This is a genomic window from Microbacterium pygmaeum (genome assembly GCF_900100885.1).
Classification (GTDB): Bacteria; Actinomycetota; Actinomycetes; order Actinomycetales; family Microbacteriaceae; genus Microbacterium; species Microbacterium pygmaeum.
Genome location: NZ_LT629692.1, coordinates 3,437,148 through 3,452,398 on the forward strand (window position 1 = coordinate 3,437,148; position 15,251 = coordinate 3,452,398).

Sequence of the window (15,251 nt, forward strand, 5' to 3'; positions counted from 1 at the left end):
TCACCGCCGTCGCGAAGCCGTGCACTCGGGGGCAGGCCGTGCACCCGAGGGGTCAGCCGCGGGTCAATACAGGCCGAGCGTGCCCCGAACGATTCCGGCTTCGGCGAGCGCCTCCGCGGCAAGCTTCCGCTTCAACTCGATCGACTGCCCGATCTCGTCCGCCAGGAGCGGCCTCGTGCGCACGAGTTCGTCCAGCGTCTCCAGCGGCACCACGAGCACCGTGAGGACGTCGGCCGCGATCGCGGTCGTCAGCGTCTTCTCGCGGGTGAGGGCCGTCTGGCCGACGTAGTCGCCGGGCTCAGCGGTCGCGAACTCGATCCGTCCCCCGCCCGCGTCGACCGCGAGGCGCACATGGCCGTCGACGATGAAACGGATGTCGTGCGGCAGCACGCCTTCGGACTGCACGATCTCGCCCATGCCGTACCGCTCCAGTCTCGAGGTCGACAGCACGAGCTCACGCTCGGCCGCACCGAGATGCAGCGTCGGGCCCACGACCTCGAGCGCCTTCTCGAGGCGTCCGGGCTCGGCGATCGGATCCGTCGCATCGCCGTCCAGGGCGAGGCCGCGCCGGCGCGCGGCGTACCAGAGCCAGGCGAGGTAGAGGCTCAACGCCTGCTGGCCGAACTGCGGCCCGTTGATCGGCAGGCTCACCGAGTACTTGCCGGCGCCGAGGTAGTCGGCGCTGGCCCGCTCGCCGTCGGCGCGCATCGGCAGCGAGTCGGCCACCTCGATCAGCAGCGCGATCACCTCATGCGGCGGGTCATCGGTCGTGAAGGCCACCGTCGAGCCGACGTGCACAGCCCCGACGGGCTGGCTGAGGTTCGTGAAGGACGCTCCGGAGAGCGTCGAGTTGGGGATGATCTGGATGCCGGAGCCGGTGTCGATGTGGCACGCCCGCCAGTTGACCTCGATGACACGGCCCTGCACGCCCGCAGCGTCCAGGTAGTCGCCGATCTTGAACGGCTGCTCGAAGAGCAGCAGCAGTCCGGAGATGACGCCCCCGACCGCGTTCTGCAGGGCGAGGCCGATGACGATCGAGGTGACGCCGAGGGCGGCGATGAGCCCGCCGACGTCGGCGTTCCAGACCCACTGAAAGAGGAGCGCCAGCCCGACGACCACCAGGACGAGGCGGGCGAGTTCGACGAAGATCGTCGGAATGCGCTCCTGCCAGCTGCCCTCCTTCGCGTTCGAGAACAGCGCGACGTTGAATGCCGACAGCACCAGGAGGATCAGCAGGAAGCCCAGGACGGTCGCCACGACCCGGGGCCAGGCGTTCTCCACGTCGGCGCGGAAGGCGAACACGAGCAGCGCGAACAGCGCCGCCACCGGCACCACCCAGTTGCGCAGCAGCCGGACCGGCTTGGCGGCCGGACTGCCCCGACGGGTCAGCGCGCCGAGCACCTCGGTCAGGATGACGAGGATGATCGGCACGCCCACCGCGATCGCGATCGCCCACCAGATCCAGCCCTCCTGGAAGAGATCCATGACTACTCGATCCTCCAGACGTTCTGCGCGGTTCCGCGCAGCTCCACAGTCCCGGCCCGGGCGAAGGTCACGCTGTCCTGCAGCCGGTCCCGGACCGCCTGCGTCACGTAGATTCCGGGCTGGCCGGTGACGCTGCGCACCCGGTACGCGAGGCTGACGGCATCCCCCCACAGGTCGTAGGCGAGACTCGTCCGCGCGACCAGACCACTGGTCACCGTGCCGGTGTCCACGCCGGCGCGGATGTCGATCTCGGTGCCGTTCTGCGAGTTGAAGCGCTTGATGACGGCGCGCATCTCCTTCGCGAAGTCGACGGCGCGGCGCACGTTGTCCACGCGCGGCACGATGAGGCCGGAACTGGCGAGATACCCGCCGCGGAGCGAGCGCACCTTCTCGACGCCGGCCTTGGTGGCCGCCTCGTCGAAGCCGCGCATCAGCGAGTTCAACAGCGAGGTCTCGCGATCGCCGCTCAGGTCGTCGGCGTACTCCTCGAAGCCGACGAGCTCAGCGAACACGACCGAGACGTTGTCGTGCTCCTCCGAGATCGTCTCCTCGCCCTCCTTGTAGCGGCGGGCCACGTTCTCGGGCATGAGGGTGTGCATGAGCTTGGCGTTCTCGACCTGCTGCTCGTCGATCAGCTCCTGCTTGATCCGCAGACTCGAGGCCATGTCGTTGAACGCCGAACCCAGATCACCGATCTCATCCCGGGATCCGACAGGCACCTGCACGGCGAGGTCGCCGCCGGCCACCCGTCGCACCGCATCGACGAGCTTCTTGATCGGGCGGGTGAACACCTGCGCCAGCAGCAGCGACAGCAGGCTGACGACGAGCATGATGCCGACAAGCCAAAGGATGAGGGTGCGGGTGAACTCGACGACCGGCGCGAACGCCTCCGACGTGTCGATGCGCGCGACGGCGACCCAGTTCAGTCCGTCGACCTCGACCGGACTGTAGGCGGTGATGTTCTCCCCGCCGAGATACCCCGTCGAGATGGAGTTGCCGGTCTCTCCCTTCAAGGCGTTCTCGACCGAGATCGTGTTCACCGGCTGCAGCAGGACGGTGCCGTCGACCTCGACGATGCGAGCCGCGGTATCCGGATCCGTGCCCATCGCGATCGCACGCTCGGCGTACTCCTCCGGGCCTTCCAGGAGCACGCGCGAGACGCTGCGCATCAGGTGGTCGGGTCCGACGAGGTACACCTCCCCCGTGTCCCCCAGACCCTGTTCCTTCCAGCGCTCCTCGCCGGTCATCACGTCGTTGATCTGCGCGATCGGGACCTGCGCGGCCAGGACGCCGGTGATCTCGGAATCGTTCCCCACCGGAGAGAGCACCCACATCGTCGGCGCGTTCAGCGAGGGGATCCAGCGCTCGAAGTCCGTCGTCTCGACCGTGGCGACGCTGTTGGTCGCGATCACGGTGCGGTAGGCGTCCGCCAGCGCGCTCTCGCGGAACGGACCGTCGAGCACATTCGTTCCCAGGTCGACGCCCTTGTACGCGGTGTAGACGACGTCGCCGTCTACATTGAACAGCAGCAGATCCTCGTATCCGACCGTTCCCACGAGCCGCGTGAGGTAGTCGCCGTACTGCGCCGTCGCCGCCGAATAGGGCGTGCCGTCGAAGCCGTCGTTGATCGTGAGCGCCTCGTCGAAGTCGGCGAACTGCGCGGTGAAGTGGTACTGCGCCCACTTGCCTGCGTTGGAGTCGGGGATGAATGCGGCGTCGCTGTAGGTGCCGCCGGAATTCGCCGCAAGGGCTGGGTTGAACGTGTCGGAGTAGTACGTCTCCAGCTCAGCCAGCTGCTCCGGAGTGAGCTCGCGGTTCTGCAGGTCGTCCCAACCCGCGTTGATCGCGCGCGACGCCGTCTGCGCGCTCAGGTTGCGCGAATCGAGGGCGACGCCGTCCTGAACGCCTTTCATCGCCGACTCGAGTTCACCCACCCGCAGCTCGCGGATCGTCGTCAACTGGTCGATCGCGGCCTCGCGCAGCGACTCACGGCCGTTGATGTAGCCGATCACGCCGATGATGACCGAGGACACAAGGCTCACGGCGAGCAGCATGATCAGGAGCTTGGACTGGATGCTCAGACCCCCGCGTCGGCGTCGAGGTGCCTTTTCCTTCTTCGCGAGTGCGCTGGAAACCGGTGTGTGGACCGGTTCTGCGGTGTCGACAGAACTCAACTGAGTGCCCCCTGATGATCGCCTCATCCGTCACTCTAGTCACAGGGGGCACGTCCGTGTCACGTGGTGGGTCAGCTGCTCCTGCGCATCGCCCGGATACCTGCCCAAAGCCCCAGCGCTGCCAGGACGAGCGCGGCGACCCAGCCCCACAGCACCGTGATGGCGCCGAGGTCGCCGGTCAACAGCGCACGCTCTGCCTGCACGACCCAATTGACCGGGTTCACGGTCGCGACCGCGCGCATCCACGCCGGCCCGTCGTCCAGTGGCAGGAGCATTCCGGAAAGGATCAGCAGCGGGAAGATCAGCGTCTGCTGCACTCCCCAGAACAGCCACTCGCGGTCCTTGGTCTTCAACGCCAACGTGTACGAGAGCGAGCCGAGTCCCACGCCGAAAACGGCGAGCAGAGCGAGCCCGATGATCAGGCCAGGCACGTTGATCGTGAAGCCGAACGGCCACGCGATCAGCACGATGATCAGCGCCTGCACCACGATCGGCGCGATCTCCTTGAGGGCGCGTCCCACGAGCAGCGACGAACGGGCGAGCGGCGCCACCAACGTGCGTTCGTGCGAGCCGGTCATCATCTCGTACTGCAGGTTGGACCCGGTCGCACCGGTTCCGAAGAGCACGATCATCACCAGCACGCCCGGGACGAACCACTGCAGCGTCTCCCCTACCGGCTGGCCGGAAGACCCGATCAGCAGTGGCGCGAACAGACCGAGGAAGACGAGCGGCTGCACGAGGCTGAAGATCAGCGTGAACGGATCGCGGATCACCGGCTTGAGCTCCCGCGTCAGGACGTTCCAGGTGTCACGGGCAGGGTTCGCGCGGACTGCGGTGTCCGGGCGCGTCTGGCCCTCGGCGGTCGTCGTGGTCATCGTCCTGCTCCTGTCGTGATCGATTCGCGCGTCTGGCCGTCGGTCTGGGCTGCGGCATCCGAACCCTCCTGCTCGCCTTCGCCCGCGTCGCGCAGCGTACGGCCGGTGAGCGCGAGGAACACGTCATCGAGTGTCGGCGGTACTCCCGTAGCTCTGGCGACGGAGATGCCCGCAGCATCCATGGCGCGTACCGCCGCCGGCAGGAGCGCGTCGCCGTCAGGCACGGAAAGGACGACGGATGCCGCTCCCTCACGCCTCACGTCGCGTTCGGTCAGACCCTGAACGACTGCGAGCGCGCGATCGGCCTCGACGCCGTCGGCGAATCCGAAGGTCAGGACGTCTCCCGCCAGATTCGCCTTGAGGTGCGACGCCGTGTCGTCGGCGATGACGCGTCCCCTGTCCATCACCATCACGCGCTCGGCGTAACGATCCGCCTCCTCGAGGTAATGCGTGGTCAAGAAGACCGTCGTGCCGTGCTGCGCGCGCAGATCGAGGATGTGCTGCCAGAGATTCGCGCGGCTCTGCGGGTCCAGGCCGGTCGACGGCTCATCGAGGAAGATCAGGGGCGGCGCGTGCATGAGCCCGAGCGCGATGTCGAGCCGCCTCTTCTGGCCGCCGCTCAGCTGCTGGACAGACCGGGTCGCGAAGCCGGACAGGTCGAGCGACTCGATGAGTTCGTCGGCGCGCCGTGTCGCCGCCGACCTGCTCATTCCGTAGAACGCGCCCTGGGCGAGCAGTTCGTCGCGCGCCCGCTGGGAGAAGCTCCCGCTCGTCAGCTGGCCGACGTACCCGATTCGCGCGCGCACATCCGCGGGCCGCTTGAGGATATCGAAGCCGACGACGCGGGCCGTGCCGGCCGTCGGCGGGATCAGGGTGGTCAGCATGCGGAGGCTGGTCGACTTGCCGGCGCCGTTCGGCCCCAGGAACGCGACGAGTTCGCCGCGCTGGACGGAGAAGGACACATCGGTGACAGCCTCGACAGTCTTCTTCTTGACGGTGAAGACCTTGGTCAGGCCTTCGGACTCGATGATCGGTGGGTTCGCCATGCGCCGAGCGTAGAAAGTATTGCGGACACATTCGGTCCGCGATCTGTGGAATTCTCTTCACATGTCCGATACGACGACGCGAGCGCTCTCCCTGCTCAATCTGCTGCAGACACACCGCCACTGGCCGGGAACCGAGCTGGCGGAACGCCTTGGCGTGACCGAGCGCACGGTGCGGCGCGACGTCGAGCGGCTACGGGATCTCGGCTACCGAATCGAGTCCTCCCCCGGAATCGCCGGCGGATACCGACTGGAGGCGGGCAGCGCAGTGCCACCCCTGCTGTTGACCGACGAAGAGGCAGTCGCGATGGCGATCGGGCTCCGCGTCGCGGCGGCCCAGCGCCTCGTCGGCGGACCGGAGACCACGCTCACCGCACTCGCGAAGCTCGAGCAGGTGCTTCCCGCTCCCTTGCGGCGCCGGGTGAACGCGTTGGCGGATGCCGTACAGCCCACCGGCATCCGCACCGGCGCCGCCGTCTCATCCGAGATCCTCGGTGAGCTCGCTCTGGCCTGCCGGGACCGCGAGCGCGTCCGATTCACCTACACAGCGGCCTCCGGTGAGATCACCTGTCGTCGCGTCGAGCCGTACACGCTCGCTCCGGCCGATAGACACTGGTATCTGCTGTGCTGGGATCTCGAGCGCGACGACTGGCGCACATTCCGCGTCGATCGGCTCGCGGAGGTCGAGCACACCCGAGTGCTGTTCGACCCGAAGCCGCTCACACCGGAGCAGGTGGAGGAGTTCATCCTCGTCGCCCGGTCATGGGTGCGCACCGCCGTCGAGACCGACGTCGTGATGGAGTTGCCGTTCCAGCAGATGCAGGAGGCGTTCGGGCAATGGGGGCAGGGCGCGTCGGTCGAAGACCCGGATCGCACGCGATGGCCCGTGGGAGGTCAGGACTTCCGCGAGACCATGTACGGCATGGCGTGGATCCCCGCTGGGGTCGAGTACACGACCGACCTCGCCGAGCCGTCGCGCGCGGAGCTGCGCGAAACGCTCGAGCGGATGCTGCGGGCGTTGGATGCCGCGCCGCCGGCCGCGCCGCGGCATCCGTCCGCATCTTCCGCCGCCTGACATGATTCGTCGCATTGCGAAACCAGGGTTCATCCGCAGCCCGTCTGTCAGTCTGCGGGGCTACGGTGAACTCATCGCGGCGATCCGGGCGGTCCCGGGCTTCGGTTCATACCCGAAAGTGTTTGCGGGTTCGACTCCCGCCGTCGCGTCCACTCTTGAATGGCCGTGATCCCAGTATTCACAAGGGATCGCCGCCCTTCATGTTTCGGGCGGATGCGGTTTTGCCCACACTTTGCCCACACTTTCTGGCGCTCTACAGCGAGGCGAGACGCGTGATGTGCTGGGTGACGCGAGGAGGAGTCGGGCCAAGCCGCCTCGTCTAGAGTGCGCGGAGCACGTCGCTTACTCTTCGCGCAGCATCCTGCGGCCCGACTTGGACGATGCCCTGGTGCCCGAGGGCGGCTTCCCACTCGGCGTCGGATGGAACGCGCGTGAAGGGCACTTGGAGCGCGCTGGTGTACGTGCCCAGCCGGCCGAAGAGTTGCGCAGCCTCACCGTCGATCATCCCGGCCTCAGCCATCGCCCATAGGTCGTAGAGGTCACGCGGCGCCATGCGATCGTTCCACGAGGAGAGTTTCGAAGCGACGAACGCGGCACGGGTGAGGACCCTCAACTGCGCGCCCGCAGCGTCGCTGTAGCGCTGCTCGACGCGGACCACTTCGGTCGGCCATGCCGGGTATCCCTCGGACGATAGGAGCTGAATCTGCACCCGGGTGTTCCCCACCTGCAGCACAGATGGTTCGGGTTGCCGGGTGTCCCGGATGCGTGGGGTGAAGCTCACCGCTCCGAACGATCGTTGAAACTGCCGCGTAATCGCTGACTCGATCCGATCGCCGATCTCACGGCGGTCACCGAGAGCAATGAGGTCGATGTCCTCCGACAGGCGAAGGTCTGTGAGGTGCGTCCTCGACAGTGCAGTGCCCCCGAAGAAGACCACGTCGTCGGTACCCAGACTCGCGATGGCTGCGAGCGCGTGAGAGATCACATGGTCGCGGACGACCTGCTCGGGAGCGACCCCAAAACGGGCCTCGATCGCCAACCGTTGGTCGTCGAACAGCACTCCGGGAATCGGTCTGTCCTCATCCCGCGTGGGCATCGCGCTCCCTCAGATGTTCGATCATCTCGCGCACGGCCGCGTTAGCGCGACCTGCGGTTCCGGCAACGCGCGCGAGGTCGTCGGCCTGAACGCGTGCGGCCAGGTTCTTGGTGGCAGCGATTGCTTCGTCTGGCATGTGTCCTTGGCCGGGTCGCATCAGGAGGTCGAACAGCGTCTGCGGCGGGGTGGTGACGAGGGCTGGCCCGAGCGCGGTCTGCTCCAGGATGATGTCCAGGCGCTCGAGGTCGCGCGCGACGAACTGCACAACGCCGCCGGTGTCGAGGGTCACCGGCGCATAGTTGCGCCCTTGCACAGCGATCGTTGTGACACCGATTGCGCGCGGGATCGCCGCCCAGTGGCGCGCAGCCCCGATTCCGGTGAGTGCGACGCTGCGAGGGCCGAACCGCGCCGTGGCGACGGCAAGACCGGCGGGTTCCAACGGTGGCTTCCAGGTGCGGCCGTCGCGACCGCCCGGTGGTGCAGTGTAGGTACCGTGCGCGAGTCGAGTGAGCGCCCCGCGGTCGACGAGCTGGTTCACCACGCGCCAGGGCTGCGCGGTGAAACCGTCGAGGTCCTGAAGCCGTGCCGTGCGCAACGGGGCACGTTCGACCGCCCGAAGGAGATCGACGTCCTCAGCCATTGCACAACTCCTCACTCAGTACACAGAAATATACTCCTCATGTCTATTTCTATGTACTTCACTCGGGTCAGCGCGCGATCGCAGCGCGTCGTCGTACCAGCCTGCTTGCGTCTCGGCCATTGAGTCTCCTTTCCGTCCCGACCGCCATGGTCGGGGAGTGTGGATCAGTCTCGTGGTACGGCCTCGTCATAGAACGCGCGGCGCGCGCACGAGGACATGAGGATTGCGCCGCTGGGCTGACCGGCCTGGGCGCGGAGTTGGACGAGCGGAGGCCCGGACCTTGAACGTAGGTTGGGGGCATGCGTGGCTTCGCTGTAGATGAACGTGACTCGACGTGGGAACGCGACGACGCCCGTTACCGCCTCTACGTGTTCACGGGTTCCGACAACATCGTGACCACGACGGATATCGTCGAGGCGACGATCGAGCAGGCGTTGGAGTCTGCGCTGGCAATGTCCAATGGTGATGAGTATCTCTGGTCGCTGGCGCTTGTCGAGACTGACGCCCGAGGCATGCGCGGACTGATCTGGTTGTCGGGCATGGACTACAACGACCCGCCGACCACAGCCTGGGAGTGGCAGCGGCGCCGACAGATGCAGGACCGGTACCTCATGGCGAAGAGTCGACGTGGCCCGGCACCCGTCCTTCCGAACGGGCTTCGGCTAATCCGCGTGTTCCCTGAATGGGTCAGTGGATGGCCGCTGTGGGAGAACCACACCGACGAGTACCGGCTCACCGGACCGAGCCTGGGCCTGTCACCCGAGCTCAGCGACGCCCTGTTCAACTGGAACGAAGCGTGGCTGAATCGACAAGAAGACGACCCGCTTCCCCCCGGCTGGGAGGACGAGGGACAGCGACTCGTTCTCGAACTGCGCAGCGCGCTGCACGGAGTCGCGGAGGTACGTCCCGACTTCCTTCGATGACGTATTTTCACGCCCGAACGGTCTGCGATCAGGACGAAAAGCCGCATGGAGCCAGCGGCCAACAATGACACGGCTGCGAAGAATCAGGTGCGATGTGCCACCCTCGCTGTGCGTTAGTCGGTGGCGCCACGTCCCGATTGCCCAAATCCACCAACCAAGGAGAACGCGACCAAATCCGATAACAATGGCTACCGCCGCGACAAACCCCAATCCCGCAATCACCCACGTCTTGCGAGCATCACCCACCAGGCGCCGACTCTACCCACCGGCCGTTGGTCGAAGGATGTTCGCTCAGCGACCGGCTTCCGGGCACGACGTGCGAGATCGATCCTCACCGTCGAACTGAGTCACCTCTTCAACGTCGCGGCACTCCGCTGATGTATGACTAGGGAGCCATCAGGGGAAATGAGCTTGCGAAAGTTGCAGGTCGACTTTCGGGATCATCGTCGCGATCCAGCTGCTTTTCGAGGCGCCTGAGTGCTCGGGTGTAGCGAGTTCGCGCGGTGGATGCGTTGATGGACAGGATCCGCGCGGCCCCTGCGATGCTGAAGCCGTCCCAGTGGACGAGCAGCAGCAGCTCCCGAGAGCGATCATCGAGCGCACGTACGGCTTGTCGGATCGCTTCGGACCTGAACTCCTCCTCGACTACTGTGTCGGCCCCGTTCTGTGGCGGTGCGGACGCTCGGAGATGGTCGCGCAGTCCATCCGCTAGGGCGAGTTGTTTTGCGGCGTAGCGGTAGTGCTCACGGAGGACGTTGCGCGCGATACCGAAGCACCACATTCTCGCGTCCTGTTCTGTGGTGGGAAGCCGGCTCGCTTTTTCCCACACGGCCAGCAGCACGCGCCCCAGCATGTCGGCGGCATCTTCTGGATGGGTGACGCGTCGCCGGAAGTAGCGGAGAAGGTCGTCGGCATTGTCCTCCACGACGAGCTCCACCCAATCGCGGAGTGCCGGCGGGATGTTCCGCCCGCCCATCAGTGAAGCTTTCCCTGGCAGTCGGTGACGCTGCTCTCGATAAGCCCTTCGCGATCGTCTCGCAGATGATCCGGTATCGCCTCCTCGATCTCATGGGCGATTGCGATGCTCAAGGACATCTCGTCGCGGCGCTGTTGCGTGTCCACGTCCAGGCCGCCGTCACGACCGGGAACGAACGGGTTGGCGATCGCGTGCTCGTAGACGCCCTGACCGATATCAGTCCAGTCGTGGTTTGCCACGAATGTGGCGAGCTGCTTGTCTGATTCCGTGCGATCAGCCGGATCGCCGTAGTAGACGCCGTATCGGCAGCTCACCTCAATGCCTGTGTCCGTCGTGTAGGTGATTGGGATCAGCGCGTCGGCGTCGACCAGCATGCCGTCAATTCCGAATTGGTTGAGCGGGATCACCACGGCCGCTCCTGTCAGAGCGACCATCCCTGCGATGCTAAGGGGAATCAGCGTACGGCGACGTTTCCACAATGGCGCGGACGAAGGCGAGTCACTCGCGACTTCGGCTTGCACCCCCACAGCCGTGCTGCGCACCAGAGCTCTAAGTCTCGCGTCTTCGCCGTGACCTATCGGGTCGGCGGCCGCCAGCTCGGACTGGAGTGAATGCTTCATCATGGGCTCCTCATCATCTTCAAACAGGACATGACGGGAGCGCACGAAAGCGTCTCAAAGAAGCAGTACGTCGTGCGATCGCGAGGCTCTGATGCTGTGTCAGATGGGAACCGCCTTACGGGCGCTGGCGACTGTTCGCTAGCTGTATTTCCCCGTGACGTTGTGAACGCGTTCTGAGGGGGTCTTTCCGCCGATGCCGGTGTGGGGTCTGTGGTGATTGTAGTGATGCAGCCAGGTCTCGTAAGCGGCTTCTCGTTCGGTCTCGCCGGTATAGGGCTTCGCGTAGGCCCATTCGGTGGCGAGGGTGCGGTTGAAGCGCTCGACTTTCCCGTTGGTCTGCGGCCGATAGGGCTTGGTCCACTTATGTTTCACGTTCGCGCCCAGCGCGGCCGCGAACGCGTGCGATCGGTAGCAGGCGCCGTTGTCTGTCATCACGGCGGTGACGGTCACGCCGAGGTCGGCGAAGAACGCGTTCGCACGGATCCAGAACGCGGCGGCGGTCTCCTTGCGTTCGTCGTCGAGGATCTCCGAGTACGCGACCCTCGAGTGGTCGTCGACGGCGTGGTGCAAGTATCGGTAACCGCGGGAGCCCGCAGCGCCTTGGCGAGCGGCACGATCTCTCGCGACCCCGGCGTGGCGGTCTTGCGTTGATCCACGCCCGTGGGCCCGCCACCCGCCGCCGTCAGGGATCCGGCCCTGCTTCTTCACGTCCACGTGCACCAGCTGGCCCGGTGCTGCCACCTCGTAGCGTTTCGGCGGTGGCTTGCGGACGGAGAGGCCGATGGCTTGGTCGACGGTCACGAGCTTCGGCATCCGATACCGGTCGAGCACCCGGCCGACCGTCGAGCGGTGCAGTCGCAGGTGATACGCGATCCGGTGCGGACCCCAGCGGCGGGTGAACCGTAACGACACGATCCGCCGCTCCGTCTTCCGCGGCAACCGGTTCGGCGACGACGTGGGGCGCGAGCTGCGATCCGTCAACGGCAGACCGGCCCGATACCGGTCCACCCATCGCTTCGCCGTCGCCGGCGAGCACTGGAACCGCTCCGCCGCCCGCCGCAACGACCAGCCCCGATCCACGACGAGAACAACCAAACGACGACGCCCCATCGGCGTCAAGGGCGCGTTAGCGTGAGTCACGAAGACCTCCGTGGTCAGGATGCGAGTGTGGTAACCCACATCCTTCCCGGAGGTCTTCGCCTACCTCACCCGTTCACAACGTCACGGGGAAATACAGCTAGCGAGTGCGTCCGGTGCCGCTTGCCTCTACCATCGCGGCGAACGCTCAGCGCCGGATCGGGCACGTTCGGTCGACTACTCCGGCCGGCGGAAAGCCCTCTCCGAAGCAGCGGGAGATCGCAGAACACCAGCGCGCGCTCGCCGAGCAGCTCGTTAGGGCGGCAGAAGCGGCGACGGCTTACCGGAACACACAAGTTCACTACCGCGACCAGTACTACGCCGAACTCGAGGCTCTGGAGCCTGACGAGAGGCTGCGCGACGCTATTGAGGCAGCCCAAAAGTCGAATAGTCAGCGCGGCCTGATCGCGGCATGGCGCGATACCGCAAAGAAGCGAACCTCGTAACGATCGTCAATGTCTATCGCACGCTGACCATGCGATATCCGAGCCCTACCGACGAGGATGCGCACGAACGCGTCGCAGATGAGCCGCGTGCTCGTCGAATCGCACCAAGATCATCGACCCGCTTCACGTGCACACCATCGAGACTTCGTTCCACCAACCACACCGTTGATGAGACGTTCGCTCGAATGCCCACTTTCTGCCCACATTTTGCCCACACTTCTCGAGATTGGGCGTGACTCATCGGCATCGATGAGACCTCGAGATCCGCGGAATTCCGCGGTTTTCGCGGCTATGTGGCTCAGTCAGATCTCCTCAGCGCGGTTCGACTCCCGCCGTCGCGTCCACTCTTCGCGGGTTCTCCATTCCTGATCAAGTGCTCTTTCAGATTCAGCAACACTTCTCCGCAGGGCCGGGGCTGGGAATGCGCCCGGCCTTCAGGCAACTTCACAAAGAGGCGCACACTCAGGAGTGGGATCTTCGCGCGGACAACGGGCAGGTGATCGCGACTGGCTTCGACCGGGGCCACGTCGATGAGATCATCTGTCGCCGGATGGCAGACCGGATCATCGGTGGCATCTACGCGCATTCGGATAAGCGCATCCACCGAGGGTTCTCATGAGTGTGCGGCCTCCCGCCGTTCCCCCGAGAGCGCCCCTCCGCGCTGGAGGAGACCGCACACTGAGGAGTCGTTCGGAGGCATGTGTGGAACGGATTCCCGCGAACGGTCTTGTCCACCGTTCGGGGGACAGACGTGCGCACAGCGAAAACATAGAGTTGTGCGTGGCAGAACCCGCTGCAGCGAAAACACCGAGACCCCAGCGCCCGGTGGCGCGTAGTGGAAGAGAACCCCCGACCCTCCCCAGCGGTCGGGGGTTCTGCCGTTCAACGGAGGGGCGTCCGCTGAACAAAGGACAGCCAACCGAGGCGACCGTTCGGGGGTTCCTGGTGACGCGGGTGTGCGGACACCATCTTCCTGAGTCGCGCAGCCGCGTCAGCTGGTCAGCGTCTTCTGGGAATCAGTGCTCGCCGATGCGGCGTGTACTTCGATCTTCCGCGGCTTGGCCTTCTCGCTCACGGGGAGCACCACACTGAGGACACCGTTGTCGTAGCTGGCGGAGATGCCTGTGATGTCCACGCCTTCCCCGATACTGAACTGGCGCAGGTAGCTGCCGCCCGGGCGTTCCTGAACCAGCCACTTCCCGACGTGTCCGGTGTCTGCGGTGCGCTGCGCACGAATGGTCAGCAGTTGACCGTCGACATCGACATCAACCGTCCCCGGGTCCACGCCCGGCAGATCAGCGTTCAGGACATAGCGATCAGCGTCCCGGTAGAGATCAACCGGCATCACCCGCGGTCCGGGGCGGGCTCCGAGCAGGCCAGACGCGAGTCGGTCGAGCTCGGCGAAGGGGTCAAGAGTCACTGCCATGATGATGATTCCTTCCAGTCTCTCAGAGTTGAGTCCCCATGACTCAACTACAGAAAGATTAGCACTCACATGACTTGAGTGCTAAGTCCCTGAATCTGAGAAATCGCTGGAAACAGCCGGCGGTGGTGTGCGCACCAGACGATGCCGGAGTACGCCAGAGACAACGTCAAGCGTCGGCGCCCGGCGCCGGGCCCCGCAACCGAGCGCGCGACTCACGCGCCGATGATCGTGACCCGCACGGTGTCGCCCGCGGTCTTGCCGATCTCATTCAGAATTGCCTGCTTGACCGGAAGCATGTGCCGACCGCGATAGGGCAGCAGTGAGGTCAGCGTGATGACGCCGTCGATGTCTGCCCGGACCCTCACGGCTTTGCCGGTCCCGAGGATCTCCGGGGAGCCCTCCACGATCGCGCAGGTCCACCGGTGCGGACCCATGTCACCGACGAGGACGGTCGAGAAGGTGTGCTCGAGAGCTTCCATGTCAGCGCTCAGCGGCCCGCCAGCGCGAAGTAGGCGGAGCTGAGTTCACGCCAGCGCTGCACCCAGTCCGTCGGTTCCGTCCCGTTGACGTGCGCGTGCAGGTCTTCTGCGTGGGCCTGCCACCCAGCGCCATGATCGGCGTACTCGGCGAGGGGCAGCCCTCGCTCCTCGATGATGAGCCTCGTGCCGGCGCCGTCCGGGCTGAGCTGCGCTTCCATCACGGTTGCGGGCTCCCCGGGCCGCTGCGTGCGCACACGGAGGAGACGTGGCGCCGCGCAGACTTCGACCACCCCGGTGCCGGTCCACCCGCTGGTGAAGGTGGCACGGAACTCGCCGCCGACACGCAGGTCACCGTCGACCTCCGCGATCCAGTGCGCAAGTCGTTCAGGATCCGTGATCGCATCCCACAGATCGTCGATACCGGTCGCGTACACGTCTTCGACGCGGACCACTCCCAGACCGTTCTCCTCACGCAGCTGACCGAGCAGCACTTGTGCACTCATCTCTTCGACCTTTCGTTCTTCTTGCCCCTGCTGATTTCTGTGTGCAGGGCGTCGATCCGCTGCATCCACACCTCTCGATACGGCGCCAGCCAGTCATCCAGCTCGACGAGGGGATCGGTACGCAGCGAATAGATCCGCCGTTGACCGTCCGCAAGGACGTCGACGAGTCCTGCCTCCCGAAGGATCCGAAGGTGCCGAGACACACCCGGCCGCGCTATGGGCACGAGTTCGGCCAGTTCGTTCACCGTTGCTGGCCGACGACTGAGCGCGTCCAGGAACGTGCGGCGGTGAGGATCGCCGATCGCGACGAGGAGTTCATCCATGCTTGAAGGGTACCGCAAAGTGTACGTACA

16 protein-coding genes and 1 tRNA gene are annotated in these 15,251 nt (G+C 65.7%); 4 read left to right on the forward strand and 13 right to left on the reverse strand.

Features of this window, described 5'->3' with window-relative positions; translation table 11 throughout:
- Positions 1 to 63 precede the first annotated feature (63 nt).
- The 4 genes from BLT19_RS16430 to BLT19_RS16445 form a co-directional block, all read right to left on the reverse strand.
- Positions 64 to 1,485: a mechanosensitive ion channel domain-containing protein gene (locus BLT19_RS16430; protein WP_091492521.1), complete on the reverse strand. Its 1,422-nt coding sequence runs from the start codon at positions 1,483 to 1,485 to the stop codon at positions 64 to 66.
- Positions 1,486 to 1,487: 2 nt separating this feature from the next.
- The gene (locus BLT19_RS16435) at positions 1,488 to 3,659 is read right to left on the reverse strand and encodes an adenylate/guanylate cyclase domain-containing protein (RefSeq protein WP_172825656.1); all 2,172 of its coding nucleotides are present in this window, start codon (positions 3,657 to 3,659) and stop codon (positions 1,488 to 1,490) included.
- 71 nt (positions 3,660 to 3,730) lie between these two features.
- Positions 3,731 to 4,534, reverse strand: a complete 804-nt coding sequence (locus BLT19_RS16440; RefSeq protein ID WP_091492526.1) for an ABC transporter permease — start codon at positions 4,532 to 4,534, stop codon at positions 3,731 to 3,733.
- Positions 4,531 to 5,580 carry an ATP-binding cassette domain-containing protein gene (locus BLT19_RS16445; RefSeq protein WP_172825657.1) on the reverse strand — a complete coding sequence of 350 codons (1,050 nt, stop codon included), beginning with the start codon at positions 5,578 to 5,580 and terminating at the stop codon, positions 4,531 to 4,533. Before BLT19_RS16445 ends, BLT19_RS16440 begins: the two co-directional genes overlap by 4 nt.
- Before the next feature lie 61 nt (positions 5,581 to 5,641).
- Here BLT19_RS16445 and BLT19_RS16450 point away from each other — a divergent pair, with 61 nt between their 5' ends.
- Positions 5,642 to 6,652, forward strand: a complete 1,011-nt coding sequence (locus BLT19_RS16450; RefSeq protein ID WP_091492529.1) for a helix-turn-helix transcriptional regulator — start codon at positions 5,642 to 5,644, stop codon at positions 6,650 to 6,652.
- 75 nt (positions 6,653 to 6,727) lie between these two features.
- Positions 6,728 to 6,804: transfer RNA gene (locus BLT19_RS17715), tRNA-Met, on the forward strand.
- Positions 6,805 to 6,971: 167 nt separating this feature from the next.
- Here BLT19_RS17715 and BLT19_RS16455 read toward each other — a convergent pair.
- Positions 6,972 to 7,748, reverse strand: coding sequence for a nucleotidyl transferase AbiEii/AbiGii toxin family protein (locus BLT19_RS16455; protein ID WP_091492532.1), 777 nt, complete (start codon positions 7,746 to 7,748; stop codon positions 6,972 to 6,974).
- Complete coding sequence (locus BLT19_RS16460) at positions 7,732 to 8,388, reverse strand: type IV toxin-antitoxin system AbiEi family antitoxin domain-containing protein (RefSeq protein WP_091492535.1); 657 nt, start codon at positions 8,386 to 8,388, stop codon at positions 7,732 to 7,734. Before BLT19_RS16460 ends, BLT19_RS16455 begins: the two co-directional genes overlap by 17 nt.
- Before the next feature lie 299 nt (positions 8,389 to 8,687).
- Here BLT19_RS16460 and BLT19_RS16465 point away from each other — a divergent pair, with 299 nt between their 5' ends.
- Positions 8,688 to 9,311, forward strand: coding sequence for a hypothetical protein (locus tag BLT19_RS16465; RefSeq protein WP_091492538.1), 624 nt, complete (start codon positions 8,688 to 8,690; stop codon positions 9,309 to 9,311).
- A 385-nt stretch (positions 9,312 to 9,696) separates the two neighbouring features.
- Here BLT19_RS16465 and BLT19_RS16470 read toward each other — a convergent pair whose 3' ends face one another.
- From BLT19_RS16470 to BLT19_RS16480, 3 genes are all read right to left on the reverse strand, one after another.
- The gene (locus BLT19_RS16470; protein ID WP_091492541.1) at positions 9,697 to 10,287 is read right to left on the reverse strand and encodes an RNA polymerase sigma factor; all 591 of its coding nucleotides are present in this window, start codon (positions 10,285 to 10,287) and stop codon (positions 9,697 to 9,699) included.
- Positions 10,287 to 10,721 carry a hypothetical protein gene (locus BLT19_RS16475; RefSeq protein ID WP_091492543.1) on the reverse strand — a complete coding sequence of 145 codons (435 nt, stop codon included), beginning with the start codon at positions 10,719 to 10,721 and terminating at the stop codon, positions 10,287 to 10,289. The genes BLT19_RS16470 and BLT19_RS16475 overlap by 1 nt, the downstream gene beginning before the upstream one ends.
- A 324-nt stretch (positions 10,722 to 11,045) precedes the next feature.
- Complete coding sequence (locus BLT19_RS16480; protein WP_091494303.1) at positions 11,046 to 12,047, reverse strand: IS481 family transposase; 1,002 nt, start codon at positions 12,045 to 12,047, stop codon at positions 11,046 to 11,048.
- Positions 12,048 to 12,151: 104 nt separating this feature from the next.
- On the opposite strand from BLT19_RS16480, the gene BLT19_RS16485 reads away from it, so the two are divergent.
- Positions 12,152 to 12,490: a hypothetical protein gene (locus BLT19_RS16485; RefSeq protein ID WP_157681887.1), complete on the forward strand. Its 339-nt coding sequence runs from the start codon at positions 12,152 to 12,154 to the stop codon at positions 12,488 to 12,490.
- Positions 12,491 to 13,481: 991 nt separating this feature from the next.
- On the opposite strand, the gene BLT19_RS16495 is transcribed toward BLT19_RS16485, so the two are convergent.
- The 4 genes from BLT19_RS16495 to BLT19_RS16510 all read right to left on the reverse strand — a co-directional run bounded on the left by BLT19_RS16495 (position 13,482) and on the right by BLT19_RS16510 (position 15,221).
- Positions 13,482 to 13,916 carry an Hsp20/alpha crystallin family protein gene (locus tag BLT19_RS16495; protein ID WP_091492551.1) on the reverse strand — a complete coding sequence of 145 codons (435 nt, stop codon included), beginning with the start codon at positions 13,914 to 13,916 and terminating at the stop codon, positions 13,482 to 13,484.
- 212 nt (positions 13,917 to 14,128) lie between these two features.
- Positions 14,129 to 14,395, reverse strand: a complete 267-nt coding sequence (locus BLT19_RS16500) for a DUF1905 domain-containing protein (protein WP_091492554.1) — start codon at positions 14,393 to 14,395, stop codon at positions 14,129 to 14,131.
- An 8-nt stretch (positions 14,396 to 14,403) separates the two neighbouring features.
- Positions 14,404 to 14,898, reverse strand: coding sequence for an SRPBCC family protein (locus BLT19_RS16505; protein WP_091492557.1), 495 nt, complete (start codon positions 14,896 to 14,898; stop codon positions 14,404 to 14,406).
- Entirely contained in the window at positions 14,895 to 15,221 is a 327-nt protein-coding gene (locus tag BLT19_RS16510) for an ArsR/SmtB family transcription factor (protein ID WP_091492562.1), read from the reverse strand. Before BLT19_RS16510 ends, BLT19_RS16505 begins: the two co-directional genes overlap by 4 nt.
- Positions 15,222 to 15,251 lie beyond the last annotated feature (30 nt).